Origin of the sequence: Thiorhodococcus drewsii AZ1 (genome assembly GCF_000224065.1) — a bacterium.
GTDB lineage: Bacteria > Pseudomonadota > Gammaproteobacteria > Chromatiales > Chromatiaceae > Imhoffiella > Imhoffiella drewsii.
The window spans coordinates 63,408-83,323 of record NZ_AFWT01000006.1 but is presented as its reverse complement, the minus strand read 5'-3'; the positions used below and the strand labels follow the sequence as shown (position 1 = coordinate 83,323).

Annotated in this window: 15 protein-coding genes and 1 CRISPR repeat array; of the genes, 10 read left to right on the top strand and 5 right to left on the bottom strand. The window is 60.5% G+C overall.

Features of this window, described 5'->3' with window-relative positions:
* Nucleotides 1-23: 23 nt before the first annotated feature.
* From THIDRDRAFT_RS05565 to THIDRDRAFT_RS26115, 3 genes are read right to left on the bottom strand one after another with little or no spacing between them, the layout of a single operon-like run.
* Entirely contained in the window at nt 24-497 is a 474-nt protein-coding gene (locus THIDRDRAFT_RS05565; protein ID WP_007039829.1) for a GNAT family N-acetyltransferase, read from the bottom strand.
* Nucleotides 466-777 carry a type II toxin-antitoxin system TacA family antitoxin gene (locus tag THIDRDRAFT_RS05560; RefSeq protein WP_007039828.1) on the bottom strand — a complete coding sequence of 104 codons (312 nt, stop codon included), beginning with the start codon at nt 775-777 and terminating at the stop codon, nt 466-468. Before THIDRDRAFT_RS05560 ends, THIDRDRAFT_RS05565 begins: the two co-directional genes overlap by 32 nt.
* Nucleotides 774-938 carry a hypothetical protein gene (locus tag THIDRDRAFT_RS26115; RefSeq protein WP_159105394.1) on the bottom strand — a complete coding sequence of 55 codons (165 nt, stop codon included), beginning with the start codon at nt 936-938 and terminating at the stop codon, nt 774-776. Before THIDRDRAFT_RS26115 ends, THIDRDRAFT_RS05560 begins: the two co-directional genes overlap by 4 nt.
* A 69-nt stretch (nt 939-1,007) precedes the next feature.
* Here THIDRDRAFT_RS26115 and THIDRDRAFT_RS05555 point away from each other — a divergent pair, with 69 nt between their 5' ends.
* The 10 genes from THIDRDRAFT_RS05555 to cas4 all read left to right on the top strand — a co-directional run bounded on the left by THIDRDRAFT_RS05555 (nt 1,008) and on the right by cas4 (nt 10,479).
* Complete coding sequence (locus THIDRDRAFT_RS05555) at nt 1,008-1,373, top strand: hypothetical protein (RefSeq protein ID WP_007039827.1); 366 nt, start codon at nt 1,008-1,010, stop codon at nt 1,371-1,373.
* Nucleotides 1,370-1,663 (top strand): CRISPR-associated protein Csx16, encoded by a 294-nt coding sequence (gene csx16, locus THIDRDRAFT_RS05550; RefSeq protein WP_007039826.1) that lies wholly within the window; start codon nt 1,370-1,372, stop codon nt 1,661-1,663. The genes THIDRDRAFT_RS05555 and csx16 overlap by 4 nt, the downstream gene beginning before the upstream one ends.
* A 78-nt stretch (nt 1,664-1,741) precedes the next feature.
* Nucleotides 1,742-3,523, top strand: coding sequence for a TM1802 family CRISPR-associated protein (locus THIDRDRAFT_RS05545; protein WP_007039825.1), 1,782 nt, complete (start codon nt 1,742-1,744; stop codon nt 3,521-3,523).
* A gap of 96 nt (nt 3,524-3,619) precedes the next feature.
* Nucleotides 3,620-4,606: a type I-B CRISPR-associated protein Cas7/Csh2 gene (gene cas7b / locus THIDRDRAFT_RS05540; RefSeq protein WP_007039824.1), complete on the top strand. Its 987-nt coding sequence runs from the start codon at nt 3,620-3,622 to the stop codon at nt 4,604-4,606.
* 2 nt (nt 4,607-4,608) lie between these two features.
* On the top strand, nt 4,609-5,325 hold the full coding sequence (cas5b, locus tag THIDRDRAFT_RS05535; RefSeq protein WP_007039823.1) for a type I-B CRISPR-associated protein Cas5b: 717 nt from the start codon (nt 4,609-4,611) through the stop codon (nt 5,323-5,325).
* Nucleotides 5,291-7,756, top strand: coding sequence for a CRISPR-associated helicase/endonuclease Cas3 (locus THIDRDRAFT_RS05530; protein WP_007039822.1), 2,466 nt, complete (start codon nt 5,291-5,293; stop codon nt 7,754-7,756). Before cas5b ends, THIDRDRAFT_RS05530 begins: the two co-directional genes overlap by 35 nt.
* The gene (locus tag THIDRDRAFT_RS05525) at nt 7,744-8,424 is read left to right on the top strand and encodes a CRISPR-associated endonuclease Cas6 (protein ID WP_007039821.1); all 681 of its coding nucleotides are present in this window, start codon (nt 7,744-7,746) and stop codon (nt 8,422-8,424) included. Before THIDRDRAFT_RS05530 ends, THIDRDRAFT_RS05525 begins: the two co-directional genes overlap by 13 nt.
* 168 nt (nt 8,425-8,592) lie before the next feature.
* Complete coding sequence (gene cas1, locus THIDRDRAFT_RS05520) at nt 8,593-9,582, top strand: CRISPR-associated endonuclease Cas1 (RefSeq protein WP_007039820.1); 990 nt, start codon at nt 8,593-8,595, stop codon at nt 9,580-9,582.
* Complete coding sequence (gene cas2 / locus THIDRDRAFT_RS05515) at nt 9,569-9,874, top strand: CRISPR-associated endonuclease Cas2 (RefSeq protein ID WP_007039819.1); 306 nt, start codon at nt 9,569-9,571, stop codon at nt 9,872-9,874. The genes cas1 and cas2 overlap by 14 nt, the downstream gene beginning before the upstream one ends.
* Nucleotides 9,871-10,479, top strand: coding sequence for a CRISPR-associated protein Cas4 (gene cas4, locus THIDRDRAFT_RS05510; RefSeq protein WP_007039818.1), 609 nt, complete (start codon nt 9,871-9,873; stop codon nt 10,477-10,479). Before cas2 ends, cas4 begins: the two co-directional genes overlap by 4 nt.
* A 173-nt stretch (nt 10,480-10,652) precedes the next feature.
* Nucleotides 10,653-16,917: a CRISPR direct-repeat array (repeat unit 37 nt; unit sequence GCCGCAACGGCTAATCCAATAGAACAAGGATTGAAAC).
* 47 nt (nt 16,918-16,964) lie between these two features.
* Here the strand turns inward: cas4 and THIDRDRAFT_RS27285 are convergent.
* Both THIDRDRAFT_RS27285 and THIDRDRAFT_RS23600 read right to left on the bottom strand, forming a co-directional pair.
* Nucleotides 16,965-17,309 (bottom strand): ABC transporter permease, encoded by a 345-nt coding sequence (locus THIDRDRAFT_RS27285; protein ID WP_425358427.1) that lies wholly within the window; start codon nt 17,307-17,309, stop codon nt 16,965-16,967.
* Between the two features lie 370 nt (nt 17,310-17,679).
* Nucleotides 17,680-19,866, bottom strand: coding sequence for an ATP-binding protein (locus tag THIDRDRAFT_RS23600; RefSeq protein ID WP_007039816.1), 2,187 nt, complete (start codon nt 19,864-19,866; stop codon nt 17,680-17,682).
* Nucleotides 19,867-19,916: the final 50 nt, after the last annotated feature.

Sequence of the window (19,916 nt, the reverse complement as noted above, 5' to 3'; positions counted from 1 at the left end):
AAACCAGAAACCCAGGGCTGTGCTCAACCGACCGGCAGGAACAATTTCAAGGGATCATCGAGAAATGGGAGGGCGCCATAGCGCCGATAGAACCCGACAGCCTGGTCATCGATGGCATCGATGAAGAGTCCGACCACGCCTGCATGAGCGCGAATGGCATGGACGCGCTCGATCGCGTTCATCAACAACAGCTCGCCGAGACCCTTGGCCTGATGCTGGTGACCTACGGCCAAACGCCCGAGCCGGACGCCCGGAATGATGCGAGGCAACCGTTTGGAATGGCTTTCAGGCAAGACAGCGGTATCGACTTCGGTGAGCGTCAGGGCGTAATAGCCCAGGATCGCCGAGGGGGCCTGCTCCTGAACGGCCACAAAGGTCTTGGACAAGCCCTTGTTCTGATGTTGGCGCGCAACCTTGGCCAGCCAGTCATTGAGTTCGACCCGCCCGCAGTCGAAGCCGCGCCGATCATGGCTGCCAGTCAAAGGCTGAATCAGCATCACGTTTCAGTCCTTGATAACGCGTCTGAGCGTCGGTGAGCGCCTGATTGGGTGGCGGTGGATTTTCCAGCAGTTCCAGCAAACGCTCGGCATCGCGGCGGGACAGTTGCAGCCGTTGCTCGCGCTCGATGACGGACCGGGCCTCTTTGAGCGCGGCCTGCACGAGGAATTGATTGAGCGTTGCTCCGGTGAGATCGGCCGCCTGATGCAGTGTGCGCAAAACCTCGGGCGGCACGCGCGCGCCAATGCGCGATTGTCGGTTTGGCTCGTGGGAAATCATGGGGAAGGACCCTGTTTGACCAGTATGGAGAGAACAATAGCACTGGCGCCAAAATGGCGCCACGAATCAGGCAAACCTGTGAAGCCGATCGGTGCCTCGAAGCTCGCAAGCTTGCGAATCCTGACCGCAAAGCCAATCGCCTGTTCAATACGTCCAGCCAACAGGTTCTCCCAGGCCCCGGCCTCTGACGAGACCGGCCGCCCATCACTCGATTGCAAGGAGACGCATCCATGTTGAACGTGCGCGATGTCATCAACGAGCACAACTGTCTGACCTCCGTGTCTGCCGCCTACAACCTGATGCAGGGACAGCTCCCGCATCCCTACCTCGTCAAGGGGCAATACTTCGACGTCTCGCTCAACGGCAAGTCCAACGACAAGCACCACCTCTCGTTCGAACAGTTCGTCGAGTTGCTGGCGAATCCGTCGCTCCATCCTTCGGCGCGCGTGCGCTGCAAGCCCAACCGCTCGGGCACTTCGCCCAACGGGCGGCGCAAGCTCTCCGAGCTCGACTGGTCGGTGCTACGCGCGCGCCTGATCGAGGCGGGCGTGCTCAGCGTGAGTGGTTTGCTTCGCGCGTCGCTCACGTCGGCATGAGCCTCTACTTCGTCACCCGCCACCCCGGCGCCCGCGACTGGGCCGCCGAGGAAGGGCTGGCGGTCGACCGCATCCTCGATCATCTCGACCCGGCGATCATCCAGCCGGGCGACATCCTGGTCGGCTCGTTGCCGGTGAACCTGGCCGCGACGGTCTGCGCGCGCGGCGGTCGCTATCTGCATCTCTCGCTCGACCTGCCGCCCGAATTGCGCGGGTTGGAGCTGAGCGCTGGGCAGATGCGTGACTGCGGGGCTCGGGTTGAGGAATACCAGGTGCGACGCATCGGGTGATCGCAAGCTTGCGAACGGAGACCCGAGCGCGCGAGGCGAGGATCATTGTCGCGGACCGATTGAAGGAGTCGAAGACGCATGTTTCAACGTTTACACGAGCTCAGCCAATGCCTGCCGGAGCGGGAGGCTTGGGAACGGCTGAACGAGGGAATGCCCGCCAACTATGACCGCGGCCTGGCACTCTGTTTCGCTGCTGGCGGCGAATGGTGCGGTGTGCGCACCTACAACGGCAATCAAGGGGTGCTCTATCGCTCGGGACCGCCCAATGGCACGGATTTCACGCCCTGCTGCAAGTTCTCCGGTCCGGATTCGGTCAAGACCCTGGCGCGGCTATCGCGCGCGGTCATGCAGCTCGCTGCGGCCGAGGAGATCGACGCCCAGCGGCGTGATTGGCTCGCGGCGACGCTCGCGACGTTCGAGCGCGAGCAGGAGACGATCCTCGATGCCGTCCGCCAGGCCCGGGTGGCCGCTGGTGTCGATGACAAGGAGCACCGCGCCTACGTTTACTGGGCCGACGAGCAGATGCAGCCCGTGCATGGCTGGCCAGCGATCCGTGACCTGTTGGTACATCAAGTGGTCGAAAGATTTGCCGACAAGGGCGGCTCGCGCGAGGCGGGAGCTTGCGCCGTCTGCGGACGCGAGGACACGGCAGTCTACGGCAACTACGCGGTGCTTGCCTGCTACAACCTCAACAACCCCGGCAGCATCGCCGGCGGCTTCCGAGCCAACGCCGCGCATCGCAATTTCCCGGTCTGCGGCGACTGCGCCCTGGCCATTGCCGACACCTTCACCTTTGCCGAGACCTATCTCACCAGCAGCATGGCCGGACAGACCTATCTGGTCCTGCCCTACAGCAATGCACCCGAGGTGCGCGAGGAGCTGCGCGAGCGGCTCGGCCGGCGCCCGCAGCGTTACAGCCTAGGCAAGGCGCGTGACCTGATCGCCGACGAATTGGCGCTGACCGACGAATTCGCCGGCTACGGCGACCAGCTTGCCCTGGCCCTGGTCTTCTTCAAGCAACAGAACGCCGCCTGGCGTGTGCAAGCCGAGGTCCAGCAGTTGCTTCCGAGCCGCCTGCAGGTGCTCCATGCGGCTGGCCAAGACATCGCCCGCGCGCCCGATCTCATCAGCCTGAGCAGGGGCGAGGATCAGCCGGTGCGCATCACGGCCATGACATTCAAGCAGTTCAGCAGCGCGAGCGACAAGCCGAGCGAGGAGACCCTACGCGATTGGCTGACGGCGCTGTTCGCCGGCAAGCCAATCGACCAGCGCCATTTCCTGCATGCCCTGGTCGCCAAGCTGATCGCGACCGGCCGCAGCAATGCCAACCTGCTGCACTGGACGACACGCCAGGCGTGGGGATTCTATCGCTATGCCAGCCGTGTCCGGCTCATCGTTCCCGACCCCATGGAGGAGCACGCTCTCATGTCCGACACCATTCCGGAGAGTCCATATGGACGCTATGTGCGCGAGCACGCCGATTTCTTCCGCCGCCCCGAGCTGGTGGTTGCCTTTTTGACCGGCTGTTATGCCGCGACGGTGGCCTCGGTGCAGTACAAAGAGCGTCAGGCTGCACCCTTCGCCAAGAAGTTCATCGGCCGTCTGCTCACTCGTCAGCATCTGCAGCGGCTCTATCGCGAGGGTCACGGCAAGCTCGCCCAGTACGGCAAGCTTGGCTATGTGATCACCGGGCTCGATCCCGATCTGGCCAACGCCTGGGTGGTCTGTGCCGATGACTGGGCCGTCAGCGACGAGGAGGCCACCTTCGCGTTCACCATCGGCTACAGCCTCGCCTATCGGATCGGTCAGTTGGAGCGGGTAGTTGACGGCGAGACCGAAATCGAGACGTTGGATGGTTAAGGCGTTGGTGTGAGGGCACACACCTCGCCACAACCAACAGCGCCAAGCTTTGCCGACCCCATCAACTATTCCATCTGGTCAAGGAGACCAAAGACTATGTCCGTGATCACCAACCGTTACGAAATCCTCTTCCTCTACGAGGCCAAGGACTGCAACCCCAATGGCGATCCGCTCGATGAGAATCGGCCCCGCACCGATCCCGAGACCGGCGAGGCGACGGTCAGCGACGTGCGCATCAAGCGCACCGTGCGTGACTATTTCCTGAGCCTGGAGCCGGATGTCGAGAAACGTCTGGCCGCCGGGCGCGAGGTACTGATCCGCGATACGCTCAAGGCCGATGGCCACCTGGCCGAGGGAAAGGACCGCGCGGAGCAGTTCCTGGGCGAGGCAGCGAAGGGCAAGAAAGGCGAGGCCAAGCGCCAGGCCCTGCAGGACGCCGCCCTTGGCGGCTGCATCGACGCGCGCCTGTTCGGCGCGACCCTGCCGCTCGGTCCGAAGGAGCCCTCGCTGCAGCTGACCGGCCCGGCTCAGTTCTCGGCCTTCAACCGCTCGCTGCACCGTGTCAGCCCGACCCTGGTCCAGCAGACCGCCGCCTATGCCGGCAGCGCCTCGGCCAATCAGAAGTCCTTCGCCGAGCGTTGGCTGCTCCCCTACGCCTTGATCGCCGCCTACGGCGTCGTCAACGAGACCGCCGCGCGCACCACCGGCCTAACCGAGACCGACCTCAACCTCCTGCTCGAAGGGCTGTGGCGCGGAACCGCCGCGCTCAACACGCACTCCAAGCTCGGCCATGACCCGCTGCTGCTGGTGGCGGCCCAGTATCAGCCCGGCTACCGTCTGGGTGCCCTGCCGCGGCGCCTCGCCCTGAGCGAAAAGACCGGCGAGGACACCGCGCTGCGCTCAACCCGCGACTTCCAGTTGGACGTCGGCGAGCTGCTCGCCGCCTGGTGCGACTATCCGGCGCTGACCGAGCTGCGGGTGATGCAGGACCCGCGTCTGCGCTGCCGGTCCGGCGCCCAGAGCGGCCTGCTCGCTGAGCTGGCCGGGCAAGCGGGGCTCAAGGTCACGGCGCTGGATCTCTAACCATGCGCACCCTGGTCTTCGACATCTGCGGCGAGTACGGGCTGTTCAAGAAGCCCTATTCGCCCATGAGTCCGGTGAGCTACCCACTGCCGCCGCCACCGGCGGTGCTGGGGATGCTCGGCGCGGTGCTCGGGCTAGACAAGGCGGACTATCACAACCGGCTCGGCTGGGACCGGGTGCGTATCGGGGTCGGCCTGCGTGCCCCCGTGCGGGTCTTCCGGGCCGCCCTCAACCTGCTCCAGACCAAGGACGGCACCGACGCCTTCTTCCGCCCACGCGCCGGACAGAACATCCATACCCAGGTGCCCTGCGAGCTGTTGCGCGCGCCCGGCTTCCGCATCCATGTCGCCGGTCTCGACGTGGCGCTCGCCGACGAGCTAGCCGCACGGCTGCGCGCCGGGCGCACCGCCTATACGGTCACGCTCGGTCTGGCCTCTTGTCTGGCCGATCTCCATTGGGTCGGCGAATGGGACGCCGAGCCCATCACGGGAGAGGCGTGGCAGGCGAGCACGGCGGTTCCGCTCGGCGCGGGTCTCCAGGTCCATTACGAGGAGTCGCGCCGCTATCACCGTCTGCGCATTCCGGCCGTCATGGATGCCGAGCGAACCGTGCATCGCTATCAGGAAATCGTGCTGACCGAGGACGGGCAACCGATCCGTGGTCAGGGTGGAACAGGAGTCTTGCATGCCATCGGCCCCGACATCATTGCCTTTCTCTGAGACCTTCGCGCATCCCGGCGACCCCTTGCCGGCGCACCTGGAGCGGGTCGCGCAACGCGCCGAGGCGAGCATCGCGCCCACCGCGCGCGCCGAGGCCCGCGCCATCGCCTTCGTCGCCGGTCTGTTTCACGACCTCGGCAAGGCCACGCCCTGGTTTCAGGCGTATCTGCTGCACGCGGGACGGCGCTCGGCACTCACCCATCATGCCGAGCTCGGGGCGCTGCTGCTGTGGTGGTACACCGCCGCGCTTGACTGGCCGCTGTGGCAGCGCCTGGCGGCCTTCATCGCCGTGCGTCGCCATCATGGCGCACTGACGTTTCAGGACTGGCCGGCGCTCTTCGAGCAGACACGCGCCGAATGGCAGGATCCCGAGAGCCCCCTGCATCGGCAACTGGCGGTCTTGGACGTGGCGGGGATTCACGCCTGGCTCACGGATCTTGGCGTGCGCTATCCAGGGTTGAGCCAAGCGCCCGAGCCGCTGACCCTGGAGCACGTCGAGGCCCGTCTGCGCGACCGCCAGGCCGGTGGCTCCAAACTGCGTCGCGCCTTTGGCTCCCTGGACGAGGCGCTCGCCATGCTGGCGGGATTCGGGGCCTTGCTCGCGGTCGACAAGACCGATGCCGCTTTGCAGGGGGGACGCATCGCGCGGCAGGTGCTGCCGGCCGAGGCCGTGATGCGGTACAAGGAGCGCTATCTGGTGCCTGCCGCAGTGTCTCACCCTCACCCCAACCCCTCTCCCTCAAGGGAGAGGGGCTCTCTAACACCCCTCGCCCCAGCGGGGAGAGGGGCCGGGGGTGAGGGGAGAGCCATCCCACTCAACCACCGCCGCGAGCACATCGCCAGCAACGTCACCCAAACCTGGCTCGCCAATCTGGACCATCCGTTGCTGACGCTCACCGCCCCCACCGGCGCCGGGAAAACCCTCACCGTGCTCCATGCCGCGCTCCAGGCGCGGGCCGCACTCGAGGCGCGTGACGCCGAGGCGCCGCGCATCATCTACTGTCTACCCTTTACCTCGGTCATCGACCAGAACCACGCCGTCTTCCGCGCCGTGCTGCGCGCCAACCAGATCGCCGACCGCGAAGACCTGCTGCTCAAGCACCACCATCTGGCCGAGACCCGGTTCCGCACCGAGGACGCCGAGTACCAGCCCGACGGCGCCGATCAGCTCCTCACCGAGACTTGGCAGAGCGAGCTGGTCGTGACCACTTTCCATCAGCTCCTGCATTCACTGCTCAGTCCGCGCAACGCCAATCTCAAGCGCGCCGGACAGCTCACCGGCGCCATCGTGCTGCTCGACGAGGTCCAGGCACTCCCCTTGCGCTATTGGGAAGCCTTGCGTCAATTGCTTATGGCCTCTGCCAGAACCCTCGGGACGCGCTTCGTGCTCTTGACCGCCACGCGTCCGCTCATCTTTCAGCCCGGCGATGCCGTCGAGCTGTTGCCGGATCACGACAGCCATTTTCGCGCCATGACTCGCACCCGGCTGCATGCGCATCAGCGCGACCCGTTGACCCTGGACGACTTCGCCGAGCGACTGACCGCCGATCTGAGACAGGACGCGCGTCCCACCCTCATCATCCTCAATCGCCGCCGCGCCGTGAGGCGGCTCTTTGAGGCCCTGCGCGACACGCTGCCCGAACGTCCCCTGGTCGCGCTGTCGACCGACCTGACACCACTGGACCGCCGCGCGCGTATTCGGCTCATCCAGCGGTTGCTGCGGCAAGGCGAACCCGTCATCGCCGTGACTACTCAACTCGTCGAGGCCGGAGTGGACTTCAGCTTTCCCGTGGTCCATCGTGACCTGGCGCCGCTCGACGCCGTCATCCAGGCGGCCGGGCGCTGCAACCGCCACGGCGAGAACGGCGCACAACCGGGCGAGGTGCATCTCTGGCAGTTACAGGACGCCAAGTCCGATGGGCAAACGGGTGAATCGCTCTGGCGTCGCGTCTATGACGCCGCCTTAATCGAGGTGACATCGCACACCCTGGCAACCGCGCAGAGCTGGGATGAATGCGATTTCCTGGAGCTCACTCAGCGCTATTTCCTCGGCTGCCGGGCACGGCAGGATCAGCAGCGCGTCGACGAGCAACTGGCGCAAGGCGATCTGATCGGCGTCGAGGGCGCGTTTCAATTGATTGAGGAACAGCTCAGGGTGTCCCTGTTCGTGGCGCGCAAGCCCGCTGACCATCGGATCTGGGAGCAATACCGACGATTGCGTGACGACCCCCGGTTGTCGCCCGCCGAGCAAGAGGCCGGGTTTCGACCCTTCAAGTGTGCCTTCTACGAACGTGTCATCCAGGTCCACGCGCGCGCGGCGCTTGGCCTGGAGCGCGACCTGCTTCACCGGCTCGATGCCAGCGAAGAGACCTATGACCGCGAGGCGGGCTTCATCGGCCTGCCAGGAGACGAGCCGACATGCATTCTCTAGCCAAAATCCCCTGCGCCCAGGTTGAGCTGAGCTGGGACCGTGATCTGCCTGGTAAGCCGGCGCAGCGCGCGAGCCAGTTGCGTGGCGCCCTGGCCACGGCCTTTCGCGATGATCCGTTGTTTCATCAGCACGACCCAACGACGGGTAAGGCGCTGTATCGCTACCCTCGGGTGCAGTATCGCTGGGACGCAGGCCGTGGATTGGTCATCGGCTGGGCCGAGGCGGCCAGTCGTCTGCTCGACCGGCCCTGGCTCGATCTGAGTCTGCGGCTTGGCGAGGAGTCCGTGAGCATTGGCGATGCGGCACTGACCCTGAGGCATAGCGAGTTCGCAGTCAGTCAGCGGCTTGAACATTACCGACTGCACACGCCTGCGCTGCTTTTCAATCAGGACAACTATCGCCGCTACCAGCAGATGAGCGAGCAGGAGCAGCGTCTGGAGCGTGACCGGCTGTTGGTCTCCAACCTGTTAATCGCAATGCGCGGGCTGGAGGTGACATTTCCCGAGCGACTCTATGCTGCCTTCGTGCAGGTTCATCGCCAGCCTTGTTACTATAAGGAGCAGAATCTACACGGATTGATCGGTGAATTCGTTGCGAATGTCATTCTGCCGGATGGTTTCGCCTTTGGTCGCACGGTCAGTCACGGGTACGGTTGGCTGAGTCGCTGACGCGTCGGTTGGTTCTTTAACAATTCGGATGCACCAAGACCCTCTCCCCGTTGGGGAGGGGGAGGGGAGAGCACGTGTCAGTTCAGCGGATCGCAAGCTTGCGGATCCGGACAACCGCTGATGGTCGGTGTCGAATGACGCCCATCGAACCGATCGAGACGTCACGACATGGACCTGATTCTGACCACCTTCGGCACCTACCTCCACCGCCAGGGCGAGATGTTCGTCGTCAAGGTGAAGGACCAAAAGCAGGATGTTTCCGCGCGCAAGGTGCGCTCCATCCTCATCACCACCGGCGCCAGTCTGTCCACCGACGCCATTCAACTGGCGGTCGAAAAGAACATCGACATCGTCTTTCTCGACCAGGTCGGTCAGCCCTACGGACGGGTCTGGCATGGGCGGCCGGGCTCGACGACTGAAATTCGCCGCGAGCAGTTGCGTCTGGCCGATACCGACAAGGGACTGAGCCTGGCCTTGGGTTGGATGCTGCGCAAGCTCGACAACCAGGTCGATTTCCTACGCGGGGCGCGCCAACGGCGCACGCGTCTGTCCGCCCAGTTGACGGAGAAGGTGGTGGCCATGGAGACACTGCGTGCCTCGCTCGCGGACGTCAGCGGCGAGCTCGACGAGGTTCGCGGAACCATCATGGGCCTGGAGGGGCGCGCAGGTCGGACCTACTGGGAGGCGGTGAATCTGCTGTTGCCGGACAAATTCCAGTTCAAGGCGCGCTCGCGAAACCCCGCCAAAGACGAATTCAACTGCCTGCTCAATTATGCCTACGGCGTCCTCTACGGCACTGTCGAGCGCGCTTGCGTTCTCGCCGGACTCGACCCCTATGTCGGTTTCATTCACACCGATCACTACCAAAAGAAGTCGCTGGTCTTCGATCTCATCGAGTGCTACCGCATTTGGGCGGACGAGACGGTGGTCGGCCTATTCGCTGCGCGCAAGGTCAATCAGGAGATGTTCGACGCCCTGAAAAACGGTTTCACCCTGAACAAGCAGGGCAAGGCGGTCCTGATGGAGCGCTTCGGCGCGCATCTCGACGAGTCGATCCGTTACCGCAACCGAAACATCAAACGGCGCGATACGGTGCAGCTCGATTGTCATCGGATGGCGAACGACTGGATCGGGAGGGCGGGTAGTGAAAACGACTGAGACGCTGGTCTGGATCATCTACGACATCGTCGCCGACAAGCCGCGTACCAAGATCGCCAAGCGGTGCAAGGAGGCGGGGCTCTACCGGGTCCAGAAATCGGTCTTTCTCGGCACCATCGAGCGCAATCGGCTCGATGAGCTGCGGTTGCAGATCGAGGATCTGACCGACGAGGAGGCCGACTCCGTCTACATCTTTCCGATGTGCGAGGCGGATTTCCGCAAGGTGATGCTGCTTGGGCAAGCCTTCGACAAGAAAATGGTCACCGACGAAATACAGGCGCTGTTCCTATGAGCGATCCGACCCTGGATACTGAGCGCACCCCGATGATTACGCCCTCGGAGGTGCTGGAACATGTCTTCTGTCCGCGCTTCACCTGGTTCATGAATGTCCAGCATATCGAGCAGCATGAAGACAAACGCTTCAAGGTTCTGAAGGGACGCGAGGTCCATCGTCGCCGAGCGACTGAGAACCGCGACTATTTACGGCGCAAGATCGGCGCGGTCAAGCGCGAGATCGAGGTCTACCTGGCCTCTCCGGGCTTGCGACTGAGGGGGATCGTCGACGAGGTGCTGTGGCTGAAGGACGGCACCATGGCGCCACTAGATTACAAGTTCACGGAGGCGCGCGACGCTGCCTTCAAGACCCACGAGACCCAGCTCGTCCTCTACGCGATGTTGATTCGTGAGATCTACGGACAACCGGTTGAGCGCGGCTTTGTCGCCTATGTGCGCGGTGGCAGCCGGCTTTTGGAAATCCCCATTACGGCCGAAGCCATTGCCCAAGTAACCTCGCTAATCGACCAGATTTTCGATATTATTCAGACGGGTAAGCTTCCTCGGCGCACGCCATCACGGATTCGCTGCGAGGACTGTTGCTACAAAAATATTTGCGTCTAACCCTAGTCAGTACGCAACAAACTGATTCGATGGAATAATCCCCTGATTTTTTGATGCTCTGTCCGCTACGATCGTGCCAGAAACGACCATGAAGACTCTCGAAAAGGCACCGTATCCGTATAGCCCGAAAAGGGCTAAAGCTCTTGCTGCAAAGGGTTTTTCCGAAGAATGCTGCCGCAACGGCTAATCCAATAGAACAAGGATTGAAACATGGATACCACTCGCGAGGGACACACGTCATCATCCTGCCGCAACGGCTAATCCAATAGAACAAGGATTGAAACTAGGTCAGGAGACCTGCCATGACCAGCGCACTCGCGCCGCAACGGCTAATCCAATAGAACAAGGATTGAAACTTTACACTGCTCGGATGATAAGCGCCCCGTGGATGAAGCCGCAACGGCTAATCCAATAGAACAAGGATTGAAACACCATTCGCCGCTTTTATGCAGCATTTGAAACTGGCGGCCGCAACGGCTAATCCAATAGAACAAGGATTGAAACATCGCAACACCGGGAACACGATTAGCCATCTTTTTAGCCGCAACGGCTAATCCAATAGAACAAGGATTGAAACCTGGGGGGTGTGTGGCGGGATCGGGCGGAATATGTTGGCCGCAACGGCTAATCCAATAGAACAAGGATTGAAACCTGGCACCCCTGGCGTGTTCGACCTTCAGAATGACGCGCCGCAACGGCTAATCCAATAGAACAAGGATTGAAACATCACCGGATCCCCGCCAGAGTCCAGCCAGAGTCCAGGCCGCAACGGCTAATCCAATAGAACAAGGATTGAAACTTGGTGAAGTCATACCGGGCGTTCGAGTCGGAAAACCAGCCGCAACGGCTAATCCAATAGAACAAGGATTGAAACCCTTCCTAGGCAGTCGGGAAGCGAGCGTCTTCGAGCGCCGCAACGGCTAATCCAATAGAACAAGGATTGAAACAGCTCCGCGTAAATCTGCTTCAGGGTGCTGGCGTTGAGCCGCAACGGCTAATCCAATAGAACAAGGATTGAAACGTTACTCAGAGCCGATGATGTATCGCTCGTCAAGTGGCCGCAACGGCTAATCCAATAGAACAAGGATTGAAACTGCAACTCGAAGGACCACCAGGTGCCGCGCAGTCCAGGCCGCAACGGCTAATCCAATAGAACAAGGATTGAAACGCCAACTCCGGGTCGTCGTCCGCCTTGGCCTTCTCGTGCCGCAACGGCTAATCCAATAGAACAAGGATTGAAACTATCCTGCGAGATCCGGGTCTCCAGTGCGCTCGGCGCCGCAACGGCTAATCCAATAGAACAAGGATTGAAACAAAAGCCCGCCGAGTGGCGGGCCGAGGTCAGTCCTTGCCGCAACGGCTAATCCAATAGAACAAGGATTGAAACCTGGTACCCGTGCTCACAGGCTTCCTCAAGATCGTAGAGCCGCAACGGCTAATCCAATAGAACAAGGATTGAAACGAGCCATAGCTCCACGCCGCGCCGGCGAGGGGGAAGCCGCAACGGCTAATCCAATAGAACAAGGATTGAAACGCCAGCTACATGACGCAGTGACCCTGAGCCGCGCGCGCCGCAACGGCTAATCCAATAGAACAAGGATTGAAACCCGATCTGCGCGAGTACCTGGGCGACACCATTATGCGCCGCAACGGCTAATCCAATAGAACAAGGATTGAAACGATCCCAAGCTGCTCAAACAGTTCTGTTTCAGGATAGGCCGCAACGGCTAATCCAATAGAACAAGGATTGAAACCTCGGTAATAACGGCTTTGCAGGCATCCATTGCTTGCCGCAACGGCTAATCCAATAGAACAAGGATTGAAACATGGAGCAACAACTATAACTGAGTCATGAAAACACGGCCGCAACGGCTAATCCAATAGAACAAGGATTGAAACTTCCATCGGGGGACAGACACCCGGCCAATGGAGATGCCGCAACGGCTAATCCAATAGAACAAGGATTGAAACGATCCCAAGCTGCCCAAACAGTTCTGTTTCAGGATAGGCCGCAACGGCTAATCCAATAGAACAAGGATTGAAACCTCGGTAATAACGGCTTTGCAGGCATCCATTGCTTGCCGCAACGGCTAATCCAATAGAACAAGGATTGAAACCCTGCTCCTCGGCCGGGACGCGATGCAGCCCAGCGAGGCCGCAACGGCTAATCCAATAGAACAAGGATTGAAACACGGCCCATCGATGTCGATCCGCTCGCCATGGTACCGGCCGCAACGGCTAATCCAATAGAACAAGGATTGAAACCGGAGGGGCACGCCCACGAAGGCATCGGTCCCCACCTGGCCGCAACGGCTAATCCAATAGAACAAGGATTGAAACGCTGGCATGAGTTCCTGATCGACGCAACCCGCCTTACGCCGCAACGGCTAATCCAATAGAACAAGGATTGAAACATGGTGGGCGGATCCTGCGGCAGATAGACCAGGCGCGCCGCAACGGCTAATCCAATAGAACAAGGATTGAAACGAGCCATAGCTCCACGCCGCGCCGGCGAGGGGGAAGCCGCAACGGCTAATCCAATAGAACAAGGATTGAAACGCCAGCTACATGACGCAGTGACCCTGAGGCGCGCGCGCCGCAACGGCTAATCCAATAGAACAAGGATTGAAACCCCATCCCCATTCCAGCCCACACGGCACATCGGGGCTTGCCGCAACGGCTAATCCAATAGAACAAGGATTGAAACCTCCAGCACGTCAGGACTTCAACCCCGTGGCTCTGCGCCGCAACGGCTAATCCAATAGAACAAGGATTGAAACCCGAACGTAGCCATGCCGTTCCCAGCGCTGCCGCACGCCGCAACGGCTAATCCAATAGAACAAGGATTGAAACACGCCCAGCATGGTTTCGTCGAGTTCAAGCGAGAAGGGCCGCAACGGCTAATCCAATAGAACAAGGATTGAAACGTGGAAACCCACCGGAGATGGAGCCCATCCCCGCTAGGGCCGCAACGGCTAATCCAATAGAACAAGGATTGAAACCTGTATTCGAGCCGGGTGGTGCGCCGTTCGGTCCGGGCCGCAACGGCTAATCCAATAGAACAAGGATTGAAACATTCGGTAAAGCATACTGTTGTACTGCCAACTCAGTGCCGCAACGGCTAATCCAATAGAACAAGGATTGAAACTCGAAAGCGCAGATCGCATCCCCTTTCAACAGCACCGCCGCAACGGCTAATCCAATAGAACAAGGATTGAAACACGGTCCCGAAAAAGAGGCACCGACGCGCAAACGTCGTGCCGCAACGGCTAATCCAATAGAACAAGGATTGAAACCGCTGCTCCCGCAGTCGCGCGGCGTCGCGCAGGGCGGCCGCAACGGCTAATCCAATAGAACAAGGATTGAAACCGCCGAGATCCGACAGGCCCATGTCTGGCGCTGGAGGCCGCAACGGCTAATCCAATAGAACAAGGATTGAAACCCGAAACCTTCCCACCGGCTTTCCAGGTCTTCGAGAGCCGCAACGGCTAATCCAATAGAACAAGGATTGAAACGCTCGGCAACCGTGGCGTTAAATTGAACGGCGTTCAGCCGCAACGGCTAATCCAATAGAACAAGGATTGAAACCTGTTCCAGGCCACCTCGACCACCTCGGTGGTCTCTGCCGCAACGGCTAATCCAATAGAACAAGGATTGAAACTCCATAAGGAGGTCGACGGTTTCAGAAACGAAACCCCGCCGCAACGGCTAATCCAATAGAACAAGGATTGAAACATGGCCGCGAAATCCCGAACGTCCGGGCGATAGAGCGCCGCAACGGCTAATCCAATAGAACAAGGATTGAAACGCGATATCGGGGCCATCGCAAAAGCCGCATGGGCGGGCCGCAACGGCTAATCCAATAGAACAAGGATTGAAACGTACTTCGGCCCGCGGTGTGGTGTGTCCGCGCTCAGGCCGCAACGGCTAATCCAATAGAACAAGGATTGAAACACAATCGTCTCGACGCTGTCCGGCGTGCCGTCGTACGCCGCAACGGCTAATCCAATAGAACAAGGATTGAAACAAATAAGACAGACGTTTACCGATTCCTATTCGGCTCTGGCCGCAACGGCTAATCCAATAGAACAAGGATTGAAACTACCCACTCCCCCCGTGCCGTGTTGTACTGCTCCATCAAGCCGCAACGGCTAATCCAATAGAACAAGGATTGAAACAAAAATGGGGGCGGTCCCCCATGCCAGATTAACCATGCCGCAACGGCTAATCCAATAGAACAAGGATTGAAACCAGCCTTCCGTGGCGCACCGGGCATAGGGGTTGGCCGCAACGGCTAATCCAATAGAACAAGGATTGAAACATCGATGAGTCAGCACGGCCGCCGATGCCCCGGTAGCCGCAACGGCTAATCCAATAGAACAAGGATTGAAACCGACATCTTCGCCGGGACCGGCGAGTGAAAGGTGGCGCCGCAACGGCTAATCCAATAGAACAAGGATTGAAACAGCACGGCAGTCAGCTCCTGACGACTGGAGATAGCGCCGCAACGGCTAATCCAATAGAACAAGGATTGAAACACGTTGTTCGCGCCGCCACAACGCGGCGATCAGTGCGCCGCAACGGCTAATCCAATAGAACAAGGATTGAAACACAAAACAAAACCCCCTGGTGAGAACTAGGGGGTTTGCCGCAACGGCTAATCCAATAGAACAAGGATTGAAACTAGACTTCAACAACAGTTCCAGTGAACGTGGCGGTGGGCCGCAACGGCTAATCCAATAGAACAAGGATTGAAACAATAAGGCTCAATCTGACGACTTGATTGCTGTGCTGAGCCGCAACGGCTAATCCAATAGAACAAGGATTGAAACACTCAATTGGCAATAATGCACCCCTGGAATGGAAACGGCCGCAACGGCTAATCCAATAGAACAAGGATTGAAACCGACCTCGGTCGCGATCCAGTTCATGCTTTTCAGATCGCCGCAACGGCTAATCCAATAGAACAAGGATTGAAACCAGTATTTGGAACTGGCGACCGGCAATCACCTCCTGCCGCAACGGCTAATCCAATAGAACAAGGATTGAAACTATAATGCACTCACCCCGCTGGGTTTATCTGATGCGCCGCAACGGCTAATCCAATAGAACAAGGATTGAAACTCGCCGGTCTCTCCGCACTGCGTGACATACAAAGGAGCCGCAACGGCTAATCCAATAGAACAAGGATTGAAACTGATCTCTCGCAGCAGGGGTGACCCAGCCGGCAAGGCCGCAACGGCTAATCCAATAGAACAAGGATTGAAACGCCAACGTGCGGATGCCGCCCGGACCCTCGGTGGTGCGCCGCAACGGCTAATCCAATAGAACAAGGATTGAAACCCGGATAAATGTTGGCGGAACCATCAATTCACTCGAGCCGCAACGGCTAATCCAATAGAACAAGGATTGAAACGGAATGTAGGGATTGGTGCCGCCGTACTCGGTGATGCCGCAACGGCTAATCCAATAGAACAAGGATTGAAACTTCTCAGCCTGGCGTGCGAGGCTGGCTTGGATTCGGGCCGCAACGGCTAATCCAATAGAACAAGGATTGAAACAATGATTCTAAGTTGCACGTAGAGTGAGACGTATAAGCCGCAACGGCTAATCCAATAGAACAAGGATTGAAACACCAGCACCCCGACCGACCCGAGGCCGCAGCAGTAGGCCGCAACGGCTAATCCAATAGAACAAGGATTGAAACGCGACAGCGAAGGCGTGGAACTCAAGGGCGCTGAAGCCGCAACGGCTAATCCAATAGAACAAGGATTGAAACCTGCGCGATGCTCCTGAGCGGTGCAGTTCGCCAGCGAGGCCGCAACGGCTAATCCAATAGAACAAGGATTGAAACAACCTGTAACCGAAGTCATCAGTGTCTACTTGCATGCCGCAACGGCTAATCCAATAGAAAAAAGATTGAAACTCAAAGCGCTCAGGATCTTTCCGGCGCATCTCATCTAGCCGCAACGGCTAATCCAATAGAACAAGGATTGAAACAACAGCGCGATGCCGCTCCACGCGCCCTGCGGCCGGGCCGCAACGGCTAATCCAATAGAACAAGGATTGAAAGGGTATCGGTGCGGGCGAGGTCGGCGAGGGTGATGCGCCGCAACGGCTAATCCAATAGAACAAGGATTGAAACTTCTCAATCCGGATCATCAGACGTCTCCTTGGTCTTGCCGCAACGGCTAATCCAATAGAACAAGGATTGAAACATGAGTTCGACGGTCATGGCGGCCACCTCTCGGTGGCGCCGCAACGGCTAATCCAATAGAACAAGGATTGAAACCCGAATTTCACCACCTTGGCGCCGCGCTTGGGGATAGGCCGCAACGGCTAATCCAATAGAACAAGGATTGAAACGTCTGGATCAGCAGCGGATGCTGGGCGTGGTCGACGCCGCAACGGCTAATCCAATAGAACAAGGATTGAAACAAACCCGGACTCCTCGACCAGCACGCGCGCCACCGTGGTCGCAACGGCTAGGGATCGGTCAATCTGGGCGGGTCGCGAGCGTACGACGACTGCGACATAGACGGTGCTGAAGGTGATGGTGGTGAATCCGCGCCGTCGGGCCAGCCGATGGTGTGCTGCATGGCGACGAACAGCAGCAATAACGAGAGTCCGATGATGACGTCTGGTATCACCAGGGGGGCGGCCAGGAGCAGCTCGCATCCGGCGCGCGCCCGGATGCGGCCTTGTCTGACCAGTGCATTGGCGGCGAGCGTGCCAAGCACGATGGCGACCGAGGCGTTGGCTGCGGCGACGCGAACGCTGAACCAGGCCGCACGAGCAACTGATGGTTGTGCAGCAGCTCGCCGTACCACTTGAAAGAGAATCTGGACCAGACGGTGACGAGTCGCCGTAATTCCGGGGGCAGTATACGGAACTCGTGGGAAGGGGCGAGTGGCCTTTGTCCTTTCGACTGCGGACTCCGACGGCCAAAGCCACGCTGTCCGGAACTTGCTGGTTGATGTCGACGTGACGCGTGGGCGAGCAGCGCCGGCTTGTAGGCCCGCAGCCGCTCGTTCACGCGGCTCTTAGGAGATACGATAACGTGTTAACCCACCCGGAAGAGGTCTAGCCGTACTGGGTGAGATCGCCGAGGAACGCAGCGGTCTCCTCAAATGATCTCGTCGTCCGCGCTGGGGTGAAGCGCGTTTCGAATCGGGCGCGATTCGTGTTTTATGCGTCGCCCTAATGTCCGTGAGCGCTCCTATCCTTTGCCCGAAGATGCCCTCCATCCGCGAAGATGCCCTCCTCAGGCGGGTGGGCAACTTGCCCACTGACAAGGGCATCTTGGGCATCTTCGCGGTGCAGCTCCCAGCGCCATCCCTGCGAGAATCCACTTTTCGTGGGTTTGACGCCCAGTCGTTCCCTCGCGCTGCGGAGCGCCTTCTCGCTGATTCCGGCCTCGCGCGCCTCCCGCTGCACGTCCTTCGCCTTGGCTGGTCCGGGGCGAAGGTAGTCAGCGAGCCAATCCATGGCTTCGCGGGTGGCCGTCTGCTCCTCGGGCAGTTCGGTCAGCTCCGAGCGGCCGAGCAGATCGCGGGCGCTGCCTTCCAGGATCTGGCCCCAGAGGACTCGCGTCGTCTCGATCCCCCCATTGACATCACAAACCTCAAGGTCATAAGCAAATCCGCCGGTGTCGGGGCCGATATTGGATTTTCCGCGGGCGATCAGCCGTCCACCGCCCTCGCTCTCAGTCTGGCGCGCCGTGACCAGGACGATCCGGGCCAAGGCTCCGAAGGCGAGGGAGCCGGTGACGCGCTCCACAGGCTCACGACCGGCCGAACCCTTGCTGAAATGCGAGATCCCCATCACTGCACAGCCGCGTAGCATCGCCAGATCGACCAAGGGCTGCAGTCCCCGCCGGACCTCGGCATTCTTGTGCGAGTCTCCGCCCACGGCCGAGACGATCGGGTCCAGGATCAGCAGGGCCGGGGGTGTGTCCAGGGTGGCGATGTGCTCATCAAGGGCGAGCGTATCGCGAGCCGGATCGAAGGTGCGCGTGCCTTGCGTATCGACATAGCCGGTAATGAGATCGATGCGGCTGAGGTTGGCGCCGGCCGCCACCAGGCGCGGCACCAGGGTGTCCTTAGGGTCGTCCTCGCCCGACCAGATCATGACGTTTCCCGCAGGGGCACGCTCGCCATCAGGCCAGCGTCCGCCCAGGCTCAGGGTGGCGGCCAGCGCCATGGCGACCGTCGTCTTGCCTGTTCCGGGCGCGCCGGCGAGCACGTGGATCTTGCCCGCTGCGAGCCAGCCGGGCCACAACCAGCGGATGGGCGCGATCGGGATGCGCGCGGCATTGATGAGACTGACCTCTCCCAAGACGTTCAAGGGTGCTGAGCCCCAGGCGTTGGGGGGTAGGCTCCGGGCAGTGTCGGACGGCTTCGCCTCGCGACTGGCGACCGTCGGAGCCTCTCGACGTTGAAGGTCTTGGCTCCGATCACGCCGTCCGCGCTCGAACCCATCCTGAAGCGTGCGTCGCTCGGCGACGATGTTGATGGGGGCCACCTCACCTTGGGTATTCGTCGGGCGCATGCGCCGAGCGAACTCATCAAGCAGGACGTCCAATGCCTCGAGCGGTAATCCATCGCGCGCGGCGTAGGCGCCGAGTCGGAACAGCTCGGCATGGCGACCCCGGGCTGGATCATCCAGGGTCCGTCGCGCCGCGTCCCAAGCCAGTTTGCAGGCCTGTTGGATCCAGGTCGCCGTGTTTGGCTGACATCCGGAGGACTCGCCATCGAGAATCCAGGTGCGGCTCAGTCCGAGCGCCTGGATCAGTCTGTCCAAGCTGATGCTGACATCGGGCTCGAACCGTTGCAGGCGGTGCGGGTGGGGAGGTCGGTATTTCGTGTTGCAGCCGACTGGCAGACGGACATAGCGCACCGGATTGTTGCCGTTGCGATCGGCTCTGAGGTTTCCGGCCTCCGCCAACGCCTGGTGCAGGCGCTGCGCGCTCGCCAGATCCTCCAAGGGTTCATGCAGGCGATAGCCCACCTGGAGCTTGGGCTGTCCGTCGGGTGCCGAGGTCTCGAGGACCCAGGTTGGTGTGATCCCGGCGACTGGCTCGGCATCGTCGAGCACGACTACGAACAATCGGGAGAAGGTCTCCTTTCGGCGATGTTGCTGACCCTTGGCTGTAGGTTTGAGTGCCGCGACGCAGAAATAGGTGTTGCGGCTCGGGTGATCGAGTACCGGGACCCGTGCCGGGTAACCGTTCCATTGGGCGGCCCTGGCCCGATTGGGATCGGTCTTGAAGCTGGCGCACCAGAGGTATTCCTCGGGGCGGAGTTCTGGGAAGACAGCCTTGAGGAAGGCGGCATTGGTGATGGGCTGGGATGAGCCCGATGGACTGGGTGGACTGTCATGCCCCATGAGACTGGCTCCTGCTCACCCCACCCAGAGCTTGCTGGACCGGGTCGGCA

Coding starts and splice junctions, on each gene's coding strand:
- THIDRDRAFT_RS05565 (WP_007039829.1), bottom strand. CDS start 497: ATGCTGATTCAGCCTTTGACTGGCAGCCATGATCGGCGCGGCTTCGAC.
- THIDRDRAFT_RS05560 (WP_007039828.1), bottom strand. CDS start 777: ATGATTTCCCACGAGCCAAACCGACAATCGCGCATTGGCGCGCGCGTG.
- THIDRDRAFT_RS05555 (WP_007039827.1), top strand. CDS start 1,008: ATGTTGAACGTGCGCGATGTCATCAACGAGCACAACTGTCTGACCTCC.
- csx16 (WP_007039826.1), top strand. CDS start 1,370: ATGAGCCTCTACTTCGTCACCCGCCACCCCGGCGCCCGCGACTGGGCC.
- THIDRDRAFT_RS05545 (WP_007039825.1), top strand. CDS start 1,742: ATGTTTCAACGTTTACACGAGCTCAGCCAATGCCTGCCGGAGCGGGAG.
- cas7b (WP_007039824.1), top strand. CDS start 3,620: ATGTCCGTGATCACCAACCGTTACGAAATCCTCTTCCTCTACGAGGCC.
- cas5b (WP_007039823.1), top strand. CDS start 4,609: ATGCGCACCCTGGTCTTCGACATCTGCGGCGAGTACGGGCTGTTCAAG.
- THIDRDRAFT_RS05530 (WP_007039822.1), top strand. CDS start 5,291: ATGCCATCGGCCCCGACATCATTGCCTTTCTCTGAGACCTTCGCGCAT.
- THIDRDRAFT_RS05525 (WP_007039821.1), top strand. CDS start 7,744: ATGCATTCTCTAGCCAAAATCCCCTGCGCCCAGGTTGAGCTGAGCTGG.
- cas1 (WP_007039820.1), top strand. CDS start 8,593: ATGGACCTGATTCTGACCACCTTCGGCACCTACCTCCACCGCCAGGGC.
- cas4 (WP_007039818.1), top strand. CDS start 9,871: ATGAGCGATCCGACCCTGGATACTGAGCGCACCCCGATGATTACGCCC.
- THIDRDRAFT_RS23600 (WP_007039816.1), bottom strand. CDS start 19,866: ATGGGGCATGACAGTCCACCCAGTCCATCGGGCTCATCCCAGCCCATC.